Origin of the sequence: Undibacterium sp., assembly GCF_030683615.1 — a bacterium.
Lineage (GTDB): Bacteria > Pseudomonadota > Gammaproteobacteria > Burkholderiales > Burkholderiaceae_D > Undibacterium > Undibacterium umbellatum.
The window spans coordinates 31,055-55,009 of sequence record NZ_JAUXQE010000034.1 but is presented as its reverse complement, the minus strand read 5'-3'; the positions used below and the strand labels follow the sequence as shown (position 1 = coordinate 55,009).

The following is a 23,955-nucleotide window of genomic DNA, read 5'->3' as shown; positions in this document are numbered from 1 at the left end:
TTCTGTACGGCTGCCAGCTGCGCGAGTACGGGATGTGTAATCAGAATATTGTGGAATAGCGATCGCTGCCAAGATACCGATAATTGCCACAACAATCATCAATTCGATCAAAGTAAAGCCGCGTTGCAGCTGTTTGGACATGGTTTTCATAAAAATGCTCCAGTAAGATTAAGTTCGGGGACTACGCTATGCATGAAGCAATAGCTGTGCCACGTGTAAATAATTCTGCCAATTACCCGCCCTCATATACATATGCACTGGTAAAGCGATTCAAATGACAAATTCTGTCAGAATTAACATATTCTCTACACCCTAAAATTGTCAGTTGCATGCCGATTCAGAAACAAGACTGACAAGTATGTCAGTCTTGTAAGTACTTGTTTCAATACTTGATATCTGTTTGAAAATAAATTCGTCATTTTCATTGCATTCATGCAACACCGAGATACGGTGCATCACGCGCGAGGTGAAAATCGATTTAGCAACTGGCCATCAGCCTGGATTTTGTTCAATACGGCCAGTCTATTCACAACTGGCCAGACCTGTAGTGGCATGGCAATCATTCATTTCCCGACAACGGGTCGCGGCAGTACATTCAATAAAAAATCACAGCCATCTTTGTCCCTGACAACTCTATCATGTCGGCATGTTTCAGGGTATGTGGCTTGTCTTTGATGGACACCGTGTTGACTGTCGCTGCAGCATCGCCTTCCACCTGAGCAATCACATAATTCTTACCCTGCTGGGTGATGGCGATGACCTGGGTGCCGGGGCTGCCTATGGTGGTGACTGCTTTGACAAGATTGAGCTCTTTGCCAGCATTATTACCATTCATTACCTTAATCTTCACTCTGGGCTTGTCGACAGCCACCGCTTGCACCTGACCTGGCTCTGGCACAAAAGTCTGCTTGCCAGATTGCTCGACCTGGAATCTTAATTTGTATTTACCAATATCGATGACATCATCGTCTTGCAGCAAGTGCTTTTTTATGGGCTGACCATTGACCATAGTGCCATTGGTACTACCAAGGTCAAGCACGAAAGAGCCATTGGAAGAGGTATCAATCGCGGCATGCTGGCCGCTGACTGTCAGGTGATCAATGACGATGTCATTGCTGGGGCGCCGTCCTATTGTCAGGCGTGATTTACTGATAGTGATTTCTTGCTGAACCAGACCATTAAAGGTGACGATAATTTTCGCCATAAATCTCTCATCAATTCATAATCCCCGAACTACCGGGTAAATGTTCTTTGCAGCCACGACTTGTGTTTCTCGCCAACCAGGCGGAACAAGACCACGGAAATATTATCCAGCCCTCCCCTGTCCTTGGCTCTTTCTATCAAAGCTTCGGCGCAGCGATCAAGATCAGTTTCATGCATCCTGATCAAGCTCTGGATTTCATCATGCTCCAGCATATCGGTCAATCCATCTGAGCACATCAGATACAAATCTTCTTCATCTGTATGGTGAGTATGCAACTCGGTATATACCTCTTCGAGCGTACCGACTGCTCTGGTGATCAAATTCTTAATCGAAGAATAACGCGCATCTTCTTCCGAGATCAGACCTGCGTTGATTTGCTCCTGCAACACGGAATGATCCTGGGTCAGACGGCTCAAGTTACCGTCACGGAAGCGATAGGCGCGCGAATCGCCAACATGGGCGAGCAAAATTTTGTCTTGCAGACAGCATGCCACCACGACCGTGGTGCCCATGCCTGAACATTCTGGATTGGTTTGCGCCGCATACAACACATTGCGGTTGGCCAGTTCAACAGCCTCCGTCATCCAGCGGGCCATCGCCAGTGGCCTTGGCCCCATGGATGGAAACCAGATGGCATCCATCTTGCTGCACAAATATTCTGCAATGATTTGCGCAGTCATGGCGCTGGCGATTTCGCCCGCGTTATATCCCCCCATGCCATCAGCCAGGATCGCGCAGCCATAATCGGCACAAACGATGATGGCATCTTCGTTGTGCGACCTGACCAAGCCCGTATCAGAGAGGGCGGCAAATTGTAGAACACGCTGGTATGGCATCAATAAACGCTGGGAATAATCCTGGAGTATATAAATTTATAATAATTTTCAAATCGTACTGCTGGTGCTTACTGTCTCTTCTTCAGACGTCTCTTGGAAGTTTCTTGTTCTGCTTTTCATCAGCAAAGCGACCTGTCCACGGTCAATTCAATTGTGAACTGTCAATGACACTTAAGCTTAACATTAAGGAAATCTATTTGCACGGATATCCACAAGAAACTCCGGCATAAGTAAAAAAGAGTCGCAAAATCTGCGACTCTTTTTCATCTCAAGCTTGTCTACAGCATTGAGCTTACAGCATAGCTTTCAACAAACGCGCCATTTCTGACGGGTTTTTAGTGGCCTTGATGCCGCATTCTTCCATGATGTCGAGCTTGGCTTGTGCAGTATCAGCACCACCAGAGATCAACGCGCCAGCATGGCCCATGCGCTTGCCCGGAGGCGCAGTCACACCGGCGATGAAGCCAACGACCGGCTTCTTCATGTTGTCGCGTACCCAGTAAGAAGCGTTGGCTTCATCCGGACCACCGATTTCACCGATCATGATGACGGCATCAGTGTCTGGATCATCATTGAACATCTGCATGATGTCGATGTGCTTCAGACCATTGATAGGGTCACCACCAATACCAACAGCAGAAGACTGACCCAGACCCAGCGCAGTCAATTGACCCACTGCTTCATAAGTCAACGTGCCGGAACGGGAAACCACGCCGATACGACCTTTACGGTGGATATGGCCTGGCATGATACCGATCTTGATTTCGTCTGGAGTGATCAGACCTGGGCAGTTAGGGCCGAGCAATTTTGTCTTGCTGCCGGACTTTGCCATGCGGTCTTTCAACATCATCATGTCACGGACAGGGATGCCTTCAGTAATGCAAATTGCCAGGTCCAGGTCAGCTTCAACAGCTTCCCAGATGGCAGCAGCTGCGCCTGCTGGTGGAACGTAGATCACGGAAACTGTCGCGCCAGTAGCTGCTTTCGCTTCAGATACGTTAGCAAAAATCGGGATGCCTTCGAAATCTTCGCCAGCTTTTTTCGGATTCACGCCAGCGACGAAACAGTTTTTACCGTTTGCGTAATCGCGGCACATGCGAGTATGGAACTGGCCAGTTTTGCCAGTGATACCTTGGGTGATGACTTTAGTGTCTTTATTGATCAGGATGGACATATCTGTTCCTTGCGATTATTAAGCTTGAGCTGCAGCAGCTGCAACAACCTTCTGTGCTGCTTCTTCCATCGTGTCAGCCGCGATGATAGGCAGGCCAGAGTCAGCCAGCATCTTCTTGCCGATGTCTTCGTTAGTACCCTTCATACGCACAACCAGTGGTACTTGCAGGGAAACTGCCTTGGATGCAGTGATCACGCCTTCAGCGATCACGTCACAACGCATGATGCCGCCGAAAATGTTGACCAGGATGGCTTTCAGACCTGGGTTTTTCAACATGATCTTGAAGGCTTCAGTCACTTTTTCTGCTGTCGCGCCACCACCTACGTCGAGGAAGTTGGCTGGTTCGCCGCCGAACAGTTTGATGGTATCCATCGTTGCCATCGCCAGACCAGCACCATTCACCAGGCAACCGATATTGCCGTCGAGGGAGATGTAAGCCAGGTCAAATTTGGAGGCTTCGATTTCCGCTGGATCTTCTTCATCCAGATCGCGGTAAGCCACGATTTCTGGTTGACGGAACAATGCGTTCGCGTCGAAATTGAATTTCGCATCCAGTGCGATAACCTTGCCGGAGCCTGTCAAAATCAAAGGATTGATCTCAGCCAGGGAACAGTCAGTTTCCATGAAGGCTTTGTACAAACCTTGCAACTGTACGCGTGCATCAGCGATGGACTCTTCAGGCACACCGATTTTGCGGGAGATGTCGTCAGCTTCAGCATCTTGCAAGCCAGCAGTCGGGTCGATTGCCAGGTTGTGGATCAGTTCTGGATGTTTTTCTGCCACTTCTTCAATATCCATACCGCCTTCGCTGGAGGCCATCAAGACCACGCGCTGACTAATACGGTCAGTGACCATACTGACATACAGTTCTTTTTTGATGTCCGCGCCTTCTTCGATCAACAGGCGACGAACCTTTTGACCTTCAGCACTAGTCTGATGCGTGATCAGTTGCATGCCCAGAATCGCGTCAGCGTATTCACGCACTTGTTCCAGGGATTTAGCGACTTTCACGCCACCACCCTTGCCACGGCCACCAGCGTGTATCTGTGCTTTAACAACCCAGACTGGTCCGCCCAGCGTTTCAGCCGCTTTGACAGCTTCGTCAACAGACAGGCATGGAATACCGCGTGGTACTGTCACTCCGAATTTGCGGAGGATTTCTTTACCCTGATACTCATGAATTTTCATACGACTTCCCTTCAGACACTGAGGTATAAATAATTAAACAAACAAACTAGCTGGGTGATTTCGCGTCAGGCGGTGCTTTTGCCCAACGCGGGTAATATTGAACAACCGCCGGCCCGTCAGTACGAAGGGCGTGACAGCGATCAAGTTGAAAAGGTTGCTGCGCCTGCTGGCCACGATCGGTGGCCCCGTCGCGGGTATCGATCACATCCCCGGCAAAAGCCTGGACAGCAGCAGTCGGTAGAATTTGTGCCATTTCCGTCAGATGGGTGCAACCATGCACACCAGCCATGCGCTCTTTCACGCCCTGGCGGAACTGCCGTAACAAATTCAAACCGATGAGTTTTTTATAATCTGGAGTAATGACTTCGCAATAGCCAGGATAAGGTACAGCATCCGAAAACGCTTCCACATCAACGATGGTCAATTGCAAGTCTATGGTAATGCGCAGGCTGAGATCATGCAGCGCGCTGCCATTGGGGCGCACGCCGGATGCGAGGGTAATATCGCGGGGCTTATAGTCAGTGATACGGGCGTCAAGATCCCACAATCCGTCATCGCGCGCGAACGCTTCGATCTGGATAGTACGCGTGTGCTTTAAGGCGCGTCTGTTGGTTGACGAAGATAAGGGCATCATGCCTGCTGGCGGCTAAACCGGAATACTCAATAAATAGCCACAATTGCGTGTCGTTACCGCAGCTTCTACGATAACAGCCGCTCCTGCGGCCCTGCAAAAAAACCAGCAGAGTTTAGCACAGACCAGCCGCGAACTCATCATATGACTACAATTTAAGCAGTTTTCTGAGTATGCTAATGCAGAAATCTAAGCAGAAAATTAAGTTTTTTGTGGTTTGGCAAGCGAAAACATGGCGATGATGAGATAAAAGTCTGCTCTTGCAATACCGACAAGCAATTGAAAGAAGCACTTAAGCATGTCGTAAATTGTTGTCTATTTCAAAGTCCAGTCCAAAGTTTCTGCTTCAAAAGGAAGGACTGGACTCGTCAATTTAGGACTTATCAGTTCTAAACCTGAGCTTCAATGATGTGAATATCCTCCCCTTCGTCATTCCTGCGCAGACAGGAATCCATCGTATTAACACCTGTAGAGCCAAATCTGCCGCGATCTTGCTCAGGATTTCTGAATTCATGCAAATAAATCAAGAATAAACAAAATCAAGCAACGCCGCTGAACCCCAGCCTGCGCTGAGGCGACATGATGGCAACTGTGAGCATGTTGAAATGGCGAATACTATTCATCATCTTCATTATCTTCATCATTTTCATCACGCGACACCCGCATCGCCGCCTGCGTCGCCCTGCTGGAAAACCCCCTTTGCTGCAAAAACGCCGCCTGCTTCATTTTTTCCTGATGATCCTGCGGCGCGTGCCGGAATTTCCTGTGCAAGACCTGAACCGCCCTCTCGACCTCAGATTCTTTTAACTCTTCCTTCACGTTCTCTATATCCTGCGCATCCAGGCCATGGCTTTGCAGCTCCGCCAGAATACGGTTATTGCCAAACCTAGCCTGCCGCCGGTTCACCAACGATTCAGAAAAACGCTCGCCAGACAAATACTTTGCTGCTTCCAAAAAGTCCAGGACAGCGCCAACATCGTCGCCCTCCTCCACATAACGCGCCAGTTTGCGCTCCAGCTCCATGCGGCTATGTTCACGCATGGACAAATAACGCAAGGCACGGGCTTTCAGACTAATGGTGGGTTTCTTCATACTTTAAAAGCGAAAATGCCGGTTGGTAGCTACCAACCGGCATGATTCAAGACGATGTCGCTAACAGTGAGCTACAGCTTATTCAGCCGTTGCCGCTGCTGGCATTAACAAAGGGACGCCCAGATGCAAGCGTACTTTGTTTTCAATTTCAAATGACAACTCAGGGCGCTCTTTCAGATAAGTACGTGCATTGTCCTTACCCTGACCGATACGTTCGCCATTATAGCTATACCAGGCACCAGCTTTTTCTATGATCTTGGCGTCGGCCGCCAGATCCAGAATCTCACCTTCGCGTGAAGTACCTTCGCCATACATGATGTCAAAGTGAGCTTCTTTAAATGGCGGGGCCACCTTGTTCTTGACTACCTTGACCTTGGTTTCATTGCCCACCACTTCATCACCAGACTTGATAGAGCCAGTGCGGCGTATATCCAGACGTACGGAAGCATAAAACTTCAGCGCATTACCGCCTGTCGTCGTTTCAGGACTACCAAACATCACACCAATCTTCATACGAATCTGGTTAATAAAGATCACCAGAGTATTGGTACGCTTGATACTGCCCGTCAGCTTACGCAAAGCCTGGGACATCAGACGCGCTTGCAAACCAGGCAAGGAATCACCCATATCGCCTTCAATCTCGGCGCGTGGCGTCAATGCCGCCACCGAGTCGATAACCACCAGGTCAACACTGCCGGAACGCACCAGCGCATCAGTAATTTCCAGTGCTTGTTCACCTGTATCTGGCTGTGAAATCAGCAAATCAGACAGATTCACACCCAATTTTTGAGCGTAACCAACGTCCAAAGCATGCTCAGCATCGATAAATGCACAAGTACCGCCCAGTTTTTGCATTTCAGCAATCGCCTGCAGCGTCAATGTGGTTTTACCAGAAGATTCAGGACCATAAATCTCGACAACACGGCCACGTGGCAAACCACCGACGCCCAGCGCAATATCCAGACCCAGAGAGCCAGTAGAGACAACCTGTACCTCTTCCACCACTTCACCGTCGGCCATACGCATCACCGAACCCTTACCAAACTGCTTTTCTATCTGTGCCAGAGCTACTGCAAGTGCCTTTGCTTTTTCTGAGGCATTTTCTGGTTTCTTATCGTCCATACATTCTTTCATTCAATAAGCGGCGGGTGGAAAAAGGAATACAGGCTTAATTTCCTGCGATTTGCAGTACTGTATAAAAAAACAGTGATTTATGCAAGCGACTTTTTACATTGATTGCTGAACAGGGGATTTTACAGCGAAGGGCTGATAATTATCTGATAGTTATTTATTTGACAAAATTTGTCGATTTTCATTTAACTCTGAATTTTTCTCGCTTAACTTTGAATTTAATATTATGTATCCTCACCTCGAATGCGAGACATCCTTTGCGAACGCTCGCTCGGAGACGGCCTATCTGTCAAGAAAGACTGTTGCGCTTCTTCCCAATGCCAGATGACGCTAGCTCATAGAACGGCAGTCCCCTAATTATTTCTCCAATCACATCGAACGATTTATAGAGGCAATGATGGTTGGGTAAAGTCTTAACTCTCTCCGATAGCTCACCTAGATCTGCTGTCAGTCCAAGTGCGCCTAATTCTGCAGCTGTCACGTTTGGTACTTTATGGATAAACCAGGTTAATAAAGGTTCTCGATAATCATTACCTGCTGTCTTGAAGTGACGTAAATATTGAGATGCCAGGATAATTCCTGCTCCGAATTCCCTCCCTTCGACCAATAACTTACGTAGAACGTCGAAATCGTAGCGCATGATGTTATGTGCCTCGTCAACTAAGAGATAAGAATCAATCACTCGGAGTTGTGGTTCGGTGCCAATAAATGCACGCTTGGGCGTCTTTAACATATTCTCGTAAAACATATTCAATAAGATTGCAACGAGCATATTTTTGCTCCTATCATCTTGCCCCATTGCATCGAGCGATATAACCACAACACCGTCTAGAAATTGATCAAATGGAATAGTTTTTTTGGGATCGCGCTCAAAAATTTCCATATCGACTAAGTCGTCAATAATGGCCATAGGCGAGTCTGATTTCCCAGCTAACAATTTCTTGTATTCAGCGTGGATATCATAAATAGTAGGTACTTGATTTAAAGCATTCGCAGAATCATACGCGTTGCGAACAGCTCCCTTGAGTTTGTCACGCTGGACAGGCCCTATACCTGTGTAAACTTTGTCGAGGACATCAGCAAAGAAACGGAATCGATCCAGCCATGGAGCAGCAGATTCGGCTATGGACGCCGTATCAAATAAATTAAGTGGTAGCCGCATTGGCTTGACGACCCGGGCCCCAGTAGCTGCAACGAATTCCGCGTTGCTGTAATCACGTTTATAGTCAAAAATCAAAAACCGTGGCTTAATCCCGCGATTTTCTTCTCTCGCAGTAGCGATCTGGGCAATCAGTGATTTCAATAATTGCGTCTTACCTGTTCCTAAATCACCCACAACGCCAATATTAAATTGGCTAAGTCGTGTATCAGAGATATTGAGTGAAATGGTTCTAGATTCAAAACCATCAACACTCTTACCGACAGAAAGTAGAATGCCTGGACTTGCTTTATCATGCGCGGACTCTAATTCTACTTTCCCCGGATTCAATGACAACCTAGGCTGATCAATTGAATCCTCATTTATCTCCTGCTCATAGATCGGGTCTAGCGGAACAAGAATATCTTTGAGCTTAGTTGCTCTGTTTTCAGGTACTCCAGTATTGTTTTTAATTTCAGTGCTTTCCATCTTGTGGATGCGAGGCAATAAATCCCAATCAAGGACTTTAGCCCGAACGTTCGAATAGAAATCGATAGGGTTCCCCGCTATCATAAGAGCAGCATCTGTATTTGAAATTACGATAGTTTCCGTGAATCCATCATTGTCATGATCACGAGGCAAACTTTGAGGCGTGCTATCAATAACTATAAGGCGACCGCGTCTATCTATGCTAGTTGAAGGTCTCGGTCCAAGGATCGCCGCGGCAATGCGCTCATGATACATAGCCCAACGCGCAGCCTGGTTCGTAACGCTCTGATGTTGACTGTAGACTCGCATCCCAAACCCAATCATGGACAGCAGGAGATGTTGGAACGCAAGTCGCCAAATGAGTGAGTTCTCAGCTCGTTTTTGCATCTCCAAGAAAAGTGATGACAATGCCCGTGCTTGCGCAAGTGCCTCATTTGCTTCGCCTCCCCCCATTGTGCTGCCTTGCCTGCACTTAACCTCGATAGGTGTTAACTGCAAACGAACATCGATACTACCAAGATGTATCCCAACCACTAGAAGATCGGGACGTGATAGTGACATCTCACCACGATCCTTACCAAGTGAGCGAGCTATATCCGCCAAGTAACCACGGAACGGATCGACCGGAATGATAACGGCAATGTTGACGTCCTCAGGTGATCCCGAAAGAATTGGAATAAGGCTATCCAAGTTGCCAGTAACTCGAAATTGATCCTGTAGAAGTCGAACTGCAAGGAACAACCCTAGGTCACCTGTAGCACCAGTGTCATCACCGGACAAGCCCCGAACAGTCGGGATTCCTCGTCTCGCTACCTCAAGTAATATTTCCTCAACCTTTGAATCATCAATTTGCTTACTGTCTGGTACTATTTCCAGCACCCGTCTTAGCGCGTCTCGATCCGCGTCTCTAACCTGAGCGAGAAGGTAGTATCCGCTCGTATCGCCAGCACGGTGCGAATATGCTGGAAGATCGTAATCCCAAAGGTAGGCACCATTGATCCATCCGCCGAGAAAACATGCAGGATCGATCGCAGATGAAGAGACAGCAACAAAACCAGCTTTTTTTTCTTCCAGCATGCTGGATATTGCATGGACGTTAGGAGCAAACTGAAGTCCAATCTTTTCTAAATTGCTTCCTTCTACAGCGGCGACGCAATTTGCGACCTTATCCGCAAACATATTTCCCGACGATGGCACTGCAACACCTTGCCGTGACTCACTTAAGAAAGCACCATTTAACTGTCTCCTAACCCTATGGCGAATCAAACCTCCAAGACCAAGCGGTGAACGCATCCCGACTGATGTTGATTCAGGCTGAGCAGAATCTAATTGGGCTATGATACCAAGATCTGGTCGCGATCCCTGAGGTTGCCTTTCGAACCATCTAACCCTATTTGCCGTGTCCTCTGAGAGGTTGGCGATCGTTGCTTGATCCGGTCGAGAACCAACTACTCGTGTGTCAAACACTTCAAGTATCCTAGGCCCTACACCATCATAGTAGGTTGTGGTTTCTCCAGTTCCAAATCGCCGAGAACACCAACTTGCTAGTCCTTCGTTGCAGGCGTCCGTAGAGCCTCCAGTGCTAGAGACAACGAGACTTACAACAGGCTTCGCAGCAAGCAGACTAGATACGTCTTCCAGCGCACGAGCAACTTGAGCCGGACTAAATCCACTTGATATTCCACCAACAATCAAACCAAAATTGCTATCAAATGGTGCTTGTTGCGATCTTTCTGCAAGTTGTCCAAGTCGTGAGCCGTTCCAAAGTACAGACCAATAATCAGAACTGCACTCTACGGAAAGGAAGTCAATTCGATCTATGCCTTGCGGCCCTCCTGGCGACTGAAGTGACATTGTAAGCAGGTCGGGAATACAATCTGGATCAAGAATGCTAGAAGCTGGACAGGGGCGAGCGTCTGGCCCCTCGATTTCATCGAATAGAACCTGTTGCGCTAGGCAATGCCAAGCGAACCTAAGCGGGTGCAAAGGTGAGAGGATTATGGCATCAGGAATTCGCGATAACGTTCGTCCTCCGACTTCTCTACCACATACAGCTATAGCATCCACCCAACATGCAACCTCCCAGTCAGAGGCAATCCACGATCGATAAGAATCGAGATACATTTCTACGATATCGCGAAACTCTGGATCTCGTGAAATCCAATTCCCTAGCGGAGCAGCTTCTATAAGGCCAGTCTGGTCTACCGTCATACGTACCCGCTCAGCAATCTTCTTTCTGGCTTCGATGAATCCAGTTGGAGGCTGGAATGATTCTGCCTTAGGCCTAGGATCGTGTAGAAATTTGGCTTGAGATAGAATACGCCCATCCATGGTGTCCCAGTTTGGTGGCGCCCATTTTGTTGCGTAGTCGTCTGCCAATACAAGTGGTAGAAACGATTTGGTAACGTTTTCCTCTTCGAGCATCCATAACTGCAAACTGGACAGCCGCGCATGACGGTCTAGTTGAACTACGGCCTTGGAATCAAACTTTTCTAGATGTTGTCGATTAAGTTTGATGAGTCGCTCGAACTCGCTACGACAACCTTCTTCCCTCGTTTCCTCGCAATCGATATAAACTCTACATACCTCAGTACCTGCACGCCCAAGTGGAAGAAAAGTGATTTCGAGCTGGTATTTTCCATCAACCTCGACCTCAATTTGATATTCACCTGCTCTTATTTCGCGTATCAATAACGGTTGTTGTTCTTCATCTCGGATCTCCGCAGCATCATCAAGTACACCGATTGCTTCAACGATATTAGCTCCAACCGGCGCTAATATAAGCAACTCATATCGTCCCGATCCTGGTAGCGACAATGCAGACTCCCAATTCACTCCCGCATTATTTTTACGAGGCTTCTTAGGGGGAGACAATTTGTTGGCAACTCTACATGTTACGAGAATGCCAGGATTCCAACTGGCAATCGAGATAACTTTTGCTATCGCAGGTTTTTTCCCATCGCCGACGACCTTGTAGGTAATCGGGGATTTCTGCCCACTAGAGGGTGGCATGTCGCTTAAAATTACCGTGCCGTCAACTTGGAAAGCTGATTGCGACTTCCCAAACGAGCCACCAACAATCATGACCTCTATTGGGTTACCGATTTCTCCTTTTCCAATTACTATGGACAGCTCCACTTTATCTTTAACTATCGCAGGCATACCCCGGACAATTGGAAGCATTGGATTCGAGCAAATGACGGATAAGTCACCAACGGTCTCATTTAGGTCTTCCGATAACAATTCTGACCAACACTCAGTCGTCAGTGTCTCCCACCATGTCGGAGGACTAGAAATTTCAAGCATGTCTGAAGGCAGGTAGAATGCTTCAGTTGCCCGCTCGAAAGCGGTAGGCACCTCGCATGTGGACTGAATATGCGACAAGAAGACTCCAAGTTGCGCCTTAATTGCATCGTTTGTCGTTGCTCCAATACGGTCGACTCCAGTCTTGAAACCATCAGCAAGTTCCGTTGCCATCTGGGAAAGAACGTCCAATTGAGACTTGGCGGAAAGTCCGCCGTGTTGCATTGGAGGCACACCGCAAGCAAGGGAAAGTGCGGTTCCGGCAGGCATCTGCATAGCATTGTCTTTAATGCTGTAAATGCGCGAAAGGAGACGCCAAGCAGCACTCCTGTTACCCTCATCCCGCTCCATTTCATCCACTGCGGCGGCAGCGTGCTCGACGAGTTGCCGCGCATCGGCCAAGGATTCTTGAGTAAAGCCTGCGTCTTCCAATCCGCCCGTCACCAATCGCTGGACGAAGCCATTTTCCCACCACTCTTCGAAAGTAGCATGCCCCCCGTTGCTGGCTGCAGTCATTCCGAATTCATCTGTAGTTGATGCAACAGATCTATTGTTATGCTGACCAGGCGGAACGAGGGCAAGAAAACTAGGGCTATTGGGGTCATTACGAATATGGAGTAAATGACTTTCATCACATTTTCCAGAAATGCCGATGCCTGGATTCGAACCAAACATTAAACGATGAGGCATTTGAAGGAGAACTGGCAGATTTAAAGAGGCTTCCTTCTTGGAGTTTGAAATATCCCCGATATTTGCCAAGTCAGCAAAGACTGCTTCTAGAATATCCAATGGCGGTCCATGAAAAATAAAGCGAGACTCAAGTTTGTTACCATTTCGTCCTTGTGTTGCTTCTTGCACCTTCTCACGGATGATTCGAGCAAGCGCTTTAGTAAGTTTGTTCATTTATTTGTTTACCTCGGTTGCAGGGAAAGGAGGCAGCAGTAACATGCCGCTTTCAGCATCTGGACTATCTAGAACGAGCCCCAGCATTCTAAGCTGATGGCCTAAATCATTCCTTGTAATGTCATGACGATCAACCGCTATTCCGTATTCAGCTAGATGTTGGCCCAAGCGATGGATAGAACGAGCCCCTCCCATTCCCGCGAGCGCACAATGAACTAACGCTAAAACAGCGACAGGTCCCAAGGAAACAACCCATGGACTTGACGGATAGGGGCCTTTTTTCTTAAGAATATAACCTTGGTCATACCCTCTCAAAAGCTGTACAGCTGTCTGTCGCTGTCCGAGCAAATGTCTCGCGAATTCCAGAAGGTTCGCGCCGATACCTTTCTTGCAATTCAACGCTCGCGCTTCCTGCTCGCGAACATCGAGAAAAATCCCTTTTACGTCGAGAGCATTCAAAAGTGAAAGATTGGAATGGATATGTTTACATAAGTTCGCTATTCCGCTACTTGAACTCATATCGTCGGTATATGGTTCACCAACCTGCTCCAAGGCCCATAACGTAGTATTAATTCCCAGACGGGCTGTAAGGTAGCCTGAAGTCTTATCCTTGAGGTTATTAAGAGCTTTTCCCCCGTAAGTCATATATTGTGGTTTCGTGGGAAATATAGCTTCTCTTACTGCTGCCTCGTTAGTAAGCCCTCTGTTTTCTAATGCTTCAGACAAACTACGCCAAATTCTAGCTTGCACATCGCAGAGCCAAGTAACATGTGTGACAGCGGCTAGACGAAGTATTGCCTCTAGCAAACTAGTCCATTGCCGGCGTGTCATTGCATCCTTTGCTAAGATGATTGCGCGAAGATCCTTGACGAACTGCCGAGCAGGAAGAAATTTGATTGCGTGAAAATCCTCTTGTGCCAAGTGAGCGACATTTGTCGGGGAAACTGATACAAATTTCCACTCAGGGCTGCAGTCCCAAGCTGATGCTTCCTCCTGAAGCCATCGTGCAAAGATATCATCGCTTTTAACGACACTTAGGGCGGAGTACAAGTCGTGCCACAATGCCAAAGCAGATTCATGGTCTTGTGATCCAAGCCAAACCATGCGCCGTATTAAACTGCCTGCAGGCCATGAATTGCTACTCAATCGAGCCGACCCCGAAAAACTTGCCGTACCTGGCACCAAAGGCGTTACTTGAAGAAACCGCTTAGATGATTGATTTGGAAGCTTAGGGCTTTCAAGTATGCCATGTAGCACCGTATTCCAGGTGTCGACTCCTACCGTGGCATCTTTTGGAGAGGGCAGATGTTTATCACGAAGTTTTTGTATCCTCTTGTCAAGGTCGCGCCCTGCCTGCGGAACCCCTCCTTCACTTATGCTCTCGAATCCTATTGTTCGATACAATGAAGCAACGAGTACTTCCGAACTTGCATATTCTGGTGCTGGGCTAATGGCAAGAGCTGAATCTTTGTACGCGGGATGGGAGTGCTCACGTTTCCAAGGTCCTTGTTTAAAATCAGCTAATGTCATACGCTACCCTTTCCTGTAACTGCCATAAATCCATTCCAAGAAGTACCTATTTCAGTCCCATCTGCACCAATATGGATCTGTGCATCCACAAGGACCTCTGGATCACGAACGATAGGGCCAGACAATCTAGCCCTTGTCGTGTCTAGTAGCGCAACTACAGTCCGTGGCAAAGAGGCAGGCGACAATCCCCGCTCCAGTTCCTTGACAGCCTTGTAAAGGTCGTAAGTCAACGCGATAGGTTGTATGGAGGATCCAGAACCCACCTGCAAGAAACAAATCGGAGAAAGTGGACGCCCCGTCATCATTAGCGGCAAGGCTCTGACCTGTCTTGGCTGCACAACTAAAGTGGCTTGGCGTTGTAATGGCGGTAAAGGTTGACCAAACGTGGTAGTAAGTGAAACCTTGAAGACTTGGCCATCGTTCAAGAGATCCTTGACTTGTTTAGCTACCTCGTAAAGTTTATTTCCATTTTGGTCTTCTACGACCTGTTGAAAACTTTGCAAAATTGCTGCGTCTGCTACGACTGCCGAACGAGTACAAATACTTCGCCTTACAAGTCTGCAAGCAAAATCCCTGAGCATGCGTTGAATACGACTAGCAGCTGTAGGTTTCTTGCGACGGACTAAAGGCATAGAAAGTAGTAAATCGGCTTTTGCAAGTCGCTTTAACAATTCAAGCTCGTTTGGTGCGAGCACCTGATGTTTACGAATAAAATCCAAGCCATCGCCAAGTGAACGACTGAACCGGGTATCCAGATCTGCAAGAGTAATTTTTTTTCGACTACTGACAGCGACTTCCGTATCTGGGCTTGCGAGCGCAGGATCCAGCATTTCCGCTAGACCTTCCAACAATGACGAAATCGTTGCAGGCAAGTACGGGTCCTTGCGGCCTTGGAGGAAATAGGTAAGTCCATCTAGAGTTCGAGTCTCTTCAATATTCTTTTCAAGACTAAGATCCTTCAGATCTTGACGTAATGAATTCGCCGCATTTTTTTCCCAACGATGAAACAGGGCCTGCTGATAACTAGAGGTAGCCAAATGAAATATAGCTGTCAAAGCGGGCTTCCTTGGATTTTTAGCAAGCAGAATTTGTTTATCTAATTCAACTAAATACTTCGCCCAATCGCAAGGGCTACCTTTATGGCCGTCTCTCGCAGGATGATGGCCCGCAAGTAAATAGGACACAAGTGAAAACAAATCTCGAAAGCTCCACCGCTTACCGCTAGCTAACTCGTACCATCTTAATATCTGCAAAAGAGCTGCACGATGCTCGTCGCGAACAAGAAGGGTTTGACTATAGCAAAAAGGGCAGCTAGTGCCCGCTGGACATGCGCCTGATGCTAACCATTCAGTCGGCGCTGTAGCATACCTAATTAATGCCATAGCGGCAGAGTGCGCCTCATTGTCCATACCCACAAGCAACGATTCAGCATCCATTGGCCAAACTGCAACCGCGGGAAATCCAGCAAGAGGCCAGCATGAAGGCGCAGTAGCAGAAAGACTAACTGCACGGGTAATTGCTTCTAGCAAAATACTGGCTTTATCCAACCTATTATCGATGGCATTAATCAATGCATCATCAAGCACGCCTCGATTTACACAACACAAATAGTAGTTAGTTTCGGACGCCTGCAATAGATCATTGAGCTCCTCAATTAACAAGGACGGCGCGTCTCGCCCTTCGTTCCCTGCCGTAACAGAGGCGTCCTGCACGATATCAAGCCGCAATTGCTTACCATTAAGTACCAGGCTTCCTGTATCGATTTGCACGACTCTTGGCACAGCCTGTCCGGACGATGGATGAAAGTCCTGCGAAAGTTTTTCTATTAGCTTGCCTTCACAGAAGAGTCGCTGATCCAAGCATTTGATTGTATGTTCGATTGCTTCGGTTTTTCCATTTCCGGGCCCCCCAACCAAAAGCAAGATCCTTGGCGTCCCGGCATGTCCAGATGCAACATCTGTCGCCCAAGACTCAAGCTTTGCAATCAAGCTCGTACGAAGTAACTCCTTACCAGGTCGACCGCTATTCGAGTCGAAGAGTCGTTTGACTCCGCCAGAGTGATGGCCTGCCCACTCAATCAGTTCCCTTGGAAACCGCGAGACTGCTTCTGGACTCTCTTGCAATTTTTTCTCCTGAAAGGTGTGATTAATTAATATTTTTCGATGCTAACAAACGCGGCCAATTTTCGTTGGCAAGACTTAAAGGGCAATGCTTTTGTCTACATTATCAAAGCAACAATGTCGAAATTTGCATTCATGACGTGGAGCATTTCCCGTACCATATTGACTGCAATATTTGCAACCAAGCAGACAATCCATTCAAACCATCGGTTCTTAACGAAATCTCAATAGCAATGAGGCAGCAAAAATTATCTTTATTGCATTAATTTCTAATAATTAGAGCATTGATGCCATGCAAGGTAAACACTGACATTCTAAATACATGGAATTTGATCGATTATTTAGTCATACGATAACTCAAAAATTTATGAATTTTACAAGACTATGAAGCTTCAACGTGTTAATTAGAACTTTTTTATCTTGGTAAGTTATGTTTTTTTATAGCGCTACAGAAATGTTCTCGTAGTCCTGGTGCAGTTTCCGAATTCGTGTCAAAATTGTGCGCTGGCGCAGGATCAAAAATCTACCGTAACAGGAATACCTTGAAACATCCCACTACACTAAAATTTATCGACGCATTCGCGGGCTGTGGCGGGTTATCGGTTGGTTTAATGGCTGCTGGGTGTGAAGGCATTTTCGCAATCGAAAAAAGCCCACTAGCATTTGCTACACTTAAGCACAATTTAATTAATAACGGAGACTTCAATTTTACTTGGCCGAAATGGTTACCACCACAAGCGATGACATGTGAAGATTTGATTGCTACATACGATAACAAAGTTGGTGAATTAGCTGGACAAGTAGACCTCATAGTCGGTGGACCGCCGTGCCAAGGATTTTCAACTGCAGGGAAACGCAATCCTGCAGACCCGCGCAATAAAATGACAGAACAATATTTAGCTTTAGTTGGATTGGTCAAGCCTCGTTTTATAGTCATTGAAAATGTTGCGGGCTTTAATATGAAGTTTGAGAATCAAGAAAATACCGAAATTCTAATGGGGAATGCCAAGAAAAAATCCTATGCAGAATACATCGCCACACGACTGAAGGAATTAGGGTATGAAGTTTCAGCGGGTCTAATAAATTGCGCGGATTTCGGCGTGCCACAAAACCGTCAACGTTTTCTAATGATATGTGAACGCAAAGATCATCAATTAGAGACTCCCAATCTATTTATGAAATTGAAGCAGAGTCGCCTCACATTTCTAGAAGAGAGAGGTCTACCTACTGATCGGCCAGTTAGTACCAAGGAGGCCATTTCGGATCTTGAGATCAGCGGAAGGGAATTAGTTCCGTGCGAGGATTCGACGGCTCCTGGTTTTAAGGAAGCACCTTACATTCAGCCTGCCGTACCAACAAAATTCCAAGCCTTAATGCGTAAGTGTGCGCAAGGCACAGCCCCAAACAGCCGACGCCTTCCAAGACACAAGCCAGAAACCATTAAATATTTTAGCCTTGTTCAATCTATTTGCCGCCCAGGGTTTTGTTTATCCATCGAAGAACGAAAAAAAGCAGGCACACGTAAGCATTCCACCACGGTCCTGCATCCTGGCTTACCTGCACCGACAATTACGACGCTCCCTGATGATATCGTCCATTATAGCGAGCCACGAATCCTCACTGTGCGGGAAAGCGCACGACTGCAATCGTTCCCTGATTGGTTTTCTTTCCAAGAAAAATATACTACCGGCGGCAAACAACGAAAACAAGAATGCCCGCGCTACACTCAAGTTGGCAACGCTGTTCCGCCGTTATTGTCTGAGGCCATTGGGGAAGTACTGCTTGCTCGACTTGAATCATTGAATGAAAGCCAAAAAAATCTTTCAAGTATTAACTATAAAAAATCAAAAAGAAAAGACAAAATGGATGCTATCAAACCATAGATTAATGATTGTTCGTCGCACGATCATCCGCAATCCAATGCAGGTTTTTCTGGTTTCCTCAATACATTTACCGATCTTTCTAGCGTCAGAGAAAAACTCGTTCCGAATTTCCAATGCATTTTAAAAACCTAGCCTTCTGTACCGCAATATACCAAATTGTAAGCATTAAGTAGAGATTACGACGAATGTTAAAGCCAATGCCAACCTGGCAGCGATATGAACGGTTAGTTGCTCGCCTTGTGGCCGATCAACTATCCACGGCTTATTGCGTTACACCAAATGCTAAAGTAGAAGGGAAACTGAGTAACCAACAAAGGCAAATCGACGTCCTCATTGACTCACGGCATGATACTGATAATCGAACACGCGTGATTATTGACGCAAAAATGCATAAACGTCCGGTGGATATTAAGGAAGTCGAAGCCTTTCAGGGACTAATGAATGACGTTGGTGCAACACATGGATACTTGGTCTGTCCGAACGGCAGCACATCAGGAGCCGAGCGGAGAGCGCAGGAAGCTATATCAATTCGTTTACTGCCTCTTGACCGATTAGAAAATTTTGATCCTTCGACTTGGCCGAGCTGTTTACATCCGGCCTGCAAGAAAGGTCGAGTTTTTTGGGATGGCTATCCAACAATAGATATGACTATTGCATCAATCAATAGCAAAAAGGCAAAAAAACTAAAGTAATTTCATATATTCACTACGTCGGGAAGTGTGATCAATGCAGTCGGTTCCACGTTAAATGCCTATCCTGTGGAGATTTTTTCTCCCCTTCGTGCGATCCGGAAGACTACGCTATTCAATGTAAATGCCGTCTTCCTTGGTTTTGGCTTGCATCAATTGAGGAGGACGAAAATGGGCATCGATCTGCGGAATTGCACTCAGTTAGAGGCTTTGGTCAAATATCAACCGTTGATCGTCGTTCTTTTTAAACATCCAATGTACCTTTTATCGTATTGCAATACTTATATATGAGCTTGAGTTGGGTTATAAATCGATTTTTGCGTCAACGACAACTGATCAAGCCCTTTTTACTAAATTGCCCTTGACAATCGATCCGTGCTTCACATATTGAATTACACTCCACCAGCTCAACAAATTGATGTACTTAAGATCAAGCCTTAAAAAAGCGTGACCGAAATTTTTTTGTTTGACAGCGATATCTTAATCAATGAGAATAGCGATTAGTCGTGTTGATTTCGTCCCGTATCCGGTCTGCAGAGTCGGCTCTTACCGTGGAATGAACGCGACTTTGTCGTTTCCGAAGACTGCCACTATGAAAGGATATCGATATCCTTTGTCCACAAGCACTTAGTTCTGTTTGTATTTTTCAAAAGTCTCAAACGCTTCATAAATACGCCAGGCCAATTCCAGGCGACTTTCATCGGTAAGCGTTTCTTTATTCGCCTGAGCCTGTCGGCCTACCTCTTCAAACGCCATACGAAAGCGATCCCGCATCGCCCTACTCCCCGTGCAATAAACGCCAACCAAGACGTAGCGAATATCAACTCCACTGCGATCCAGAGCAATTAGTGCTTCAGCACTTGGCAACGTTCCACCAGATTCGTATTTTGCAATACTTACCCTTGAAAGACCTGCAAGCTCAGCTAACGCTCCCTGAGTTAACTCGAGTCGTGTTCGCTCCTCCAGCAGCCTTTGCGCCACGCTTACATTCGCCTCATCTGTAGTCATATCACCAACTCTCCCCACTTTCAATTCTTGATTCAAACCCAAAAATAAACTTATAAATACAAATAATCATACATTATTCATACACTTATCACACATAATTCGTACATTACTCATACACATATTTACCAGATATCACTATTTAACTTGCATTTAATTACCTATTAAAATGTCCTAACCATAAAAATCAAATAAAATGAATTTATAGTGAATTATTGACGAAATTATTCATTTACAATAATCTGATGAAAATTTAAATACTTCTTTCAAAACCAAATGTAATCTCATTTAAATTTAAATAAATCTAGATCATGAACCTTTCGCAGGCAGCTATAGACGCAGTCAAGCAACGCTTTTTTGAGCAAGGTATCTGTATTGGGGATTGGGCACGCGCCCATGAATTTGACGCATTTCTGGTATATGCAGTGCTTTCTGGCAGGGCCAAGGCAAAACGTGGTGAAAGTCACCGCATAGCCGTCGCACTTGGATTAAAACCACCACCTGAGCTTTCAAACACGAAAGCTCTTCAAGAAGCCCTCGTGCTTGAATCCGACTCCTAATCAAGAAAATCAATCCCAGACACAATGGAGGAACAAACATGAGCAGATGACTAAATCGAAATAAAAAAGCACCAAGGTCTGCGAAACCAAGGCGCTTTCGTTCCGGGGGTTGATTCCCAGATTTGTATCAACAACTCAAATCTACCTGTGCCATTCGTGCGCGTCAACCCCTTTTTATCATTTTTGTGATCGCGTACATGCGGGCACCGTACCCGCACGCCTGTACGCAGGAGAAATCAAATGAAGAAGGGCATATATTTCCATGCATCAATCCAGCCTCTCTCGCAATCCCAAAAGCTGTGCGAACTCACCTACCACAAGCAGCAACACCCACAGCAAATGGTCCGTTGGTTAACCAGAATAGCCAAAAATACTTTATCGCCTGGCAGTCCTGGACGCGATCACCATAGGCAGCTGAAGTTTCCACTTGCACCATCACTTGTTGCCTTTTCACTTACCAATGGGTACCGCACATGAAACCCAAACGCAAAGTGATTACTAGATCACCCCATCGCACTGTCGGGTTAGTGGCATGTGGCTGGCTACAGAAAGAAGTCATCGAATATGAGAGCCAACTTGAGCGCCGGTTCATCCAGAGGATGCTACTCACTCCAGGTGTAATTCGCATTATCGACCAGCCATTTACCGTGACTTATGGGGAAGAAAAAGACAAATCCTATACACCAGACTTCCTTGTTGAATTTTCTTCAGGAAGGACGCTGATTATAGAAGTCAAGCCGGAAGTATTCGTCAACAAGTCGGTTGAAATGTTTAATAAGGTTTCATCCATTCTCAAACAGCGAACATTTTCATTTCACGTAGTCACGGATGACATGATTGATCACGCAGACCTGCCAGTAAAGATCGAACTACTTCTTCGCTATGCGAGAGGCAGTGTTCCTGATCAAGCCGTACAAGCAGTCCTGGGTGCCATGCAATCGACTACAGAACCAATGTCGATAGCAACCGTCATGCAGATGGCCCAAGTTGATAAAACCGTTGTGTTTCACATGCTCGGCAGGACAATGCTCATTTTCAGCGACGACATCTCCCTAGCAGACGACACGCACATTAAATCTATTTCCAAGGAGACTGATCATGAGGATGTTTGCATTCCAAATTGGCTTGACGCTGCGACGTGGGACCCAAACGCTGGAGTTCGTGCGCAAGATAGATCAAAACAGAATTCAGTTCGAAGACCCGATTACTCGCCAAAATTACACGTGGGATATCGCCAAGGTGACGACTCAGATTTTTAATCATGAATTGTCCGTAGTCGGTGCCGATACGATTTCCAGAACCTCAAGCACAGACGAGGACAAAGGTACTGCCGGATTACTCACAAGTATCGATTCGTTGCCAGAAAAATATAGAAGTGAGCTTGAATTCAGAATCCGAGTGGTCAAATGGATAAAAAAAAATGGCGCATCACGTGGCCAACGCGACGTAATCTCAGGATTATTAAAGAAGTTCCCGCAAGAACCTGGCGAAGGCCACAAGCTACCCACCGCGTCTACTGCAATGCATTGGGTGCGATTGTGGGACAGTTCAGGTGGGAATCCCTCCTCTCTTGTCACCAAGAATTTTGGTAGATCCCGCAAAAAGGCTTTTTCCAGGGAGCAAGAAGCCGAGATTACCAAGGTGCTCCTTAAGGAGTATTTCACACGCAGCCGCCCGACACTCCAGTATGTAGCCATGATCCTGAATCGTCGTCTAAAGGAACTAGCTGGCAATCAGCACGATGTCCGGGGCAAGGAAACCATTAGTATTCCTTCTTTACATAGGCGAGTACTGGAGGTGAATCCCTACATTCGTGATGTCCATCGATTTGGCGCTGCATTTGCGAGAAATCGATGGCGTTATTCATTGAGGGGCCCCGAACCAATTCGAGCACTACAACGCCTGGAGGTTGATCACACCATATTGGATATGGTGGTCGTCGCTGACGGCACAGGAATGCCTCTGGGCCGGCCGGTCATTACCGTAATAATCGACGCATATAGCAGCTACTGTGTCGGTTTCTATATTTCATTTGCAGGGGCGGGCCTCGCACCGGTCCTCAATGCAATGAAGGTCGGATTGATGCCAAAGAGTGCGTACACTGATCACGCTCAGTTTTTACAGCAGACCTGGTATGGATACGGGCTTGGTGAAATGTATGTGGTAGACAATGGGCTTGAATTCCATTCCAGGCAATTTGTGTCAGCCGCCACAGAACTCAATACCGACATTCAATATTGTCCAGTACGACAGCCGTGGCTAAAACCGAATGTAGAACGCTTTTTTGGCGAGTTGGGTAACCATCTCCCGGCACCAGGAAAAGTACTTAAACCAGTTGCAAACAGCCTGCCGCTAGATCCCTCAAAAACTGCATCTATTTCATTCAGCGATTTATGTAAAGGCCTTCTGCAGTATTTCGTTGACGTCTATCCGCTGAAAATTAATTCGAGGACATTAGCTCGACCAATAGACTTGTTTCCAGAAAGCTTTGAACGAACCCCTCCTTCCTTGTTGCCATCCAATCTGGACAGTCTGGGATTGATCGCCGCCAAACAAATAACTCTTACCGTAGGAAACGAAGGAATTGCGATGCCCGGTCTTCGTTTTAATTGCCCAGAGCTGCAGCTTATTAGACGCGAGTTGTCTGTCAAATTTAAAACCCAAGTGAAATACGATCCTGAAAATCTTGGTTTTGTGTATGTCCAGCACCCCAAAACCCTGGACTGGCTCTATGTACCGAATTGCCGACCAGAATACGCAAATAATCTATCCGTCATCCAGCACAAGACCATTCGTGCACATATCAATAACTCCCACATGAGAGCTGGGCATCGTGAAACTTACATGCAAGCAAAATTAGAACTCTCGGAGAAGTGGCTGAGTATGGCACGCGGAAAGACACTGCATCGAGACAATAAGTTGGCTGCCAAGTTCGCAGGACTAAGTAGCGCTCGGTGCCTGCTACCAGAAAATAGTGTTCCTGCTGTTCCACTACCAAGTCAATTCTGCGCGCCAGTTGAGCCAAGGAAGGAAGACATGGTCACTCCTACTTTTGATGCCTACTTATTGGATTGAGGTA

At 46.7% G+C, this 23,955-nt stretch carries 17 protein-coding genes; 5 read left to right on the top strand and 12 right to left on the bottom strand.

The window, feature by feature from the left end; translation table 11 throughout:
* The 11 genes from Q8K39_RS17295 to Q8K39_RS17245 all read right to left on the bottom strand — a co-directional run.
* On the bottom strand, positions 1 to 150 hold a 150-nt coding region (locus tag Q8K39_RS17295; protein WP_370868634.1), incomplete at its 3' end, for a prepilin-type N-terminal cleavage/methylation domain-containing protein.
* Between the two features lie 445 nt (positions 151 to 595).
* Positions 596 to 1,204 (bottom strand): FHA domain-containing protein, encoded by a 609-nt coding sequence (locus Q8K39_RS17290; RefSeq protein WP_186956008.1) that lies wholly within the window; start codon positions 1,202 to 1,204, stop codon positions 596 to 598.
* Between the two features lie 29 nt (positions 1,205 to 1,233).
* Positions 1,234 to 2,040: a Stp1/IreP family PP2C-type Ser/Thr phosphatase gene (locus Q8K39_RS17285; RefSeq protein ID WP_186956009.1), complete on the bottom strand. Its 807-nt coding sequence runs from the start codon at positions 2,038 to 2,040 to the stop codon at positions 1,234 to 1,236.
* Positions 2,041 to 2,332: 292 nt separating this feature from the next.
* Complete coding sequence (gene sucD / locus Q8K39_RS17280) at positions 2,333 to 3,214, bottom strand: succinate--CoA ligase subunit alpha (RefSeq protein ID WP_186956010.1); 882 nt, start codon at positions 3,212 to 3,214, stop codon at positions 2,333 to 2,335.
* Positions 3,215 to 3,232: 18 nt separating this feature from the next.
* Positions 3,233 to 4,417: an ADP-forming succinate--CoA ligase subunit beta gene (gene sucC / locus Q8K39_RS17275; RefSeq protein WP_305262125.1), complete on the bottom strand. Its 1,185-nt coding sequence runs from the start codon at positions 4,415 to 4,417 to the stop codon at positions 3,233 to 3,235.
* Positions 4,418 to 4,448: 31 nt separating this feature from the next.
* Complete coding sequence (locus tag Q8K39_RS17270) at positions 4,449 to 5,033, bottom strand: DUF2889 domain-containing protein (RefSeq protein WP_305262123.1); 585 nt, start codon at positions 5,031 to 5,033, stop codon at positions 4,449 to 4,451.
* Between the two features lie 615 nt (positions 5,034 to 5,648).
* Positions 5,649 to 6,125, bottom strand: coding sequence for a recombination regulator RecX (gene recX, locus Q8K39_RS17265; RefSeq protein WP_305262116.1), 477 nt, complete (start codon positions 6,123 to 6,125; stop codon positions 5,649 to 5,651).
* Between the two features lie 78 nt (positions 6,126 to 6,203).
* Positions 6,204 to 7,247, bottom strand: coding sequence for a recombinase RecA (recA, locus tag Q8K39_RS17260; protein ID WP_305262114.1), 1,044 nt, complete (start codon positions 7,245 to 7,247; stop codon positions 6,204 to 6,206).
* A gap of 298 nt (positions 7,248 to 7,545) precedes the next feature.
* Positions 7,546 to 13,089: an ATP-binding protein gene (locus Q8K39_RS17255; RefSeq protein ID WP_305262112.1), complete on the bottom strand. Its 5,544-nt coding sequence runs from the start codon at positions 13,087 to 13,089 to the stop codon at positions 7,546 to 7,548.
* A complete protein-coding gene (locus tag Q8K39_RS17250) occupies positions 13,090 to 14,619 on the bottom strand; it encodes a hypothetical protein (RefSeq protein WP_305262110.1) in 1,530 nt (509 codons plus the stop codon).
* Entirely contained in the window at positions 14,616 to 16,607 is a 1,992-nt protein-coding gene (locus tag Q8K39_RS17245) for a hypothetical protein (protein ID WP_305262108.1), read from the bottom strand. Before Q8K39_RS17245 ends, Q8K39_RS17250 begins: the two co-directional genes overlap by 4 nt.
* Before the next feature lie 674 nt (positions 16,608 to 17,281).
* Here Q8K39_RS17245 and Q8K39_RS17240 point away from each other — a divergent pair.
* Both Q8K39_RS17240 and Q8K39_RS17235 read left to right on the top strand, forming a co-directional pair.
* Complete coding sequence (locus Q8K39_RS17240) at positions 17,282 to 18,622, top strand: DNA cytosine methyltransferase (RefSeq protein ID WP_305262106.1); 1,341 nt, start codon at positions 17,282 to 17,284, stop codon at positions 18,620 to 18,622.
* A gap of 185 nt (positions 18,623 to 18,807) precedes the next feature.
* Positions 18,808 to 19,314: a restriction endonuclease gene (locus Q8K39_RS17235; RefSeq protein WP_305262104.1), complete on the top strand. Its 507-nt coding sequence runs from the start codon at positions 18,808 to 18,810 to the stop codon at positions 19,312 to 19,314.
* Positions 19,315 to 19,938: 624 nt separating this feature from the next.
* Here the strand turns inward: Q8K39_RS17235 and Q8K39_RS17230 are convergent.
* On the bottom strand, positions 19,939 to 20,319 hold the full coding sequence (locus tag Q8K39_RS17230) for a helix-turn-helix domain-containing protein (protein WP_305262102.1): 381 nt from the start codon (positions 20,317 to 20,319) through the stop codon (positions 19,939 to 19,941).
* A gap of 308 nt (positions 20,320 to 20,627) precedes the next feature.
* Here Q8K39_RS17230 and Q8K39_RS17225 point away from each other — a divergent pair, with 308 nt between their 5' ends.
* The 3 genes from Q8K39_RS17225 (at position 20,628) to Q8K39_RS17215 (ending at position 23,951) form a co-directional block, all read left to right on the top strand.
* Positions 20,628 to 20,876: a DNA-binding protein gene (locus Q8K39_RS17225; protein ID WP_305262100.1), complete on the top strand. Its 249-nt coding sequence runs from the start codon at positions 20,628 to 20,630 to the stop codon at positions 20,874 to 20,876.
* A gap of 473 nt (positions 20,877 to 21,349) precedes the next feature.
* Positions 21,350 to 22,135: a TnsA endonuclease N-terminal domain-containing protein gene (locus Q8K39_RS17220; protein WP_305262099.1), complete on the top strand. Its 786-nt coding sequence runs from the start codon at positions 21,350 to 21,352 to the stop codon at positions 22,133 to 22,135.
* Entirely contained in the window at positions 22,038 to 23,951 is a 1,914-nt protein-coding gene (locus Q8K39_RS17215) for a Mu transposase C-terminal domain-containing protein (RefSeq protein WP_305262098.1), read from the top strand. Before Q8K39_RS17220 ends, Q8K39_RS17215 begins: the two co-directional genes overlap by 98 nt.
* Positions 23,952 to 23,955: the final 4 nt, after the last annotated feature.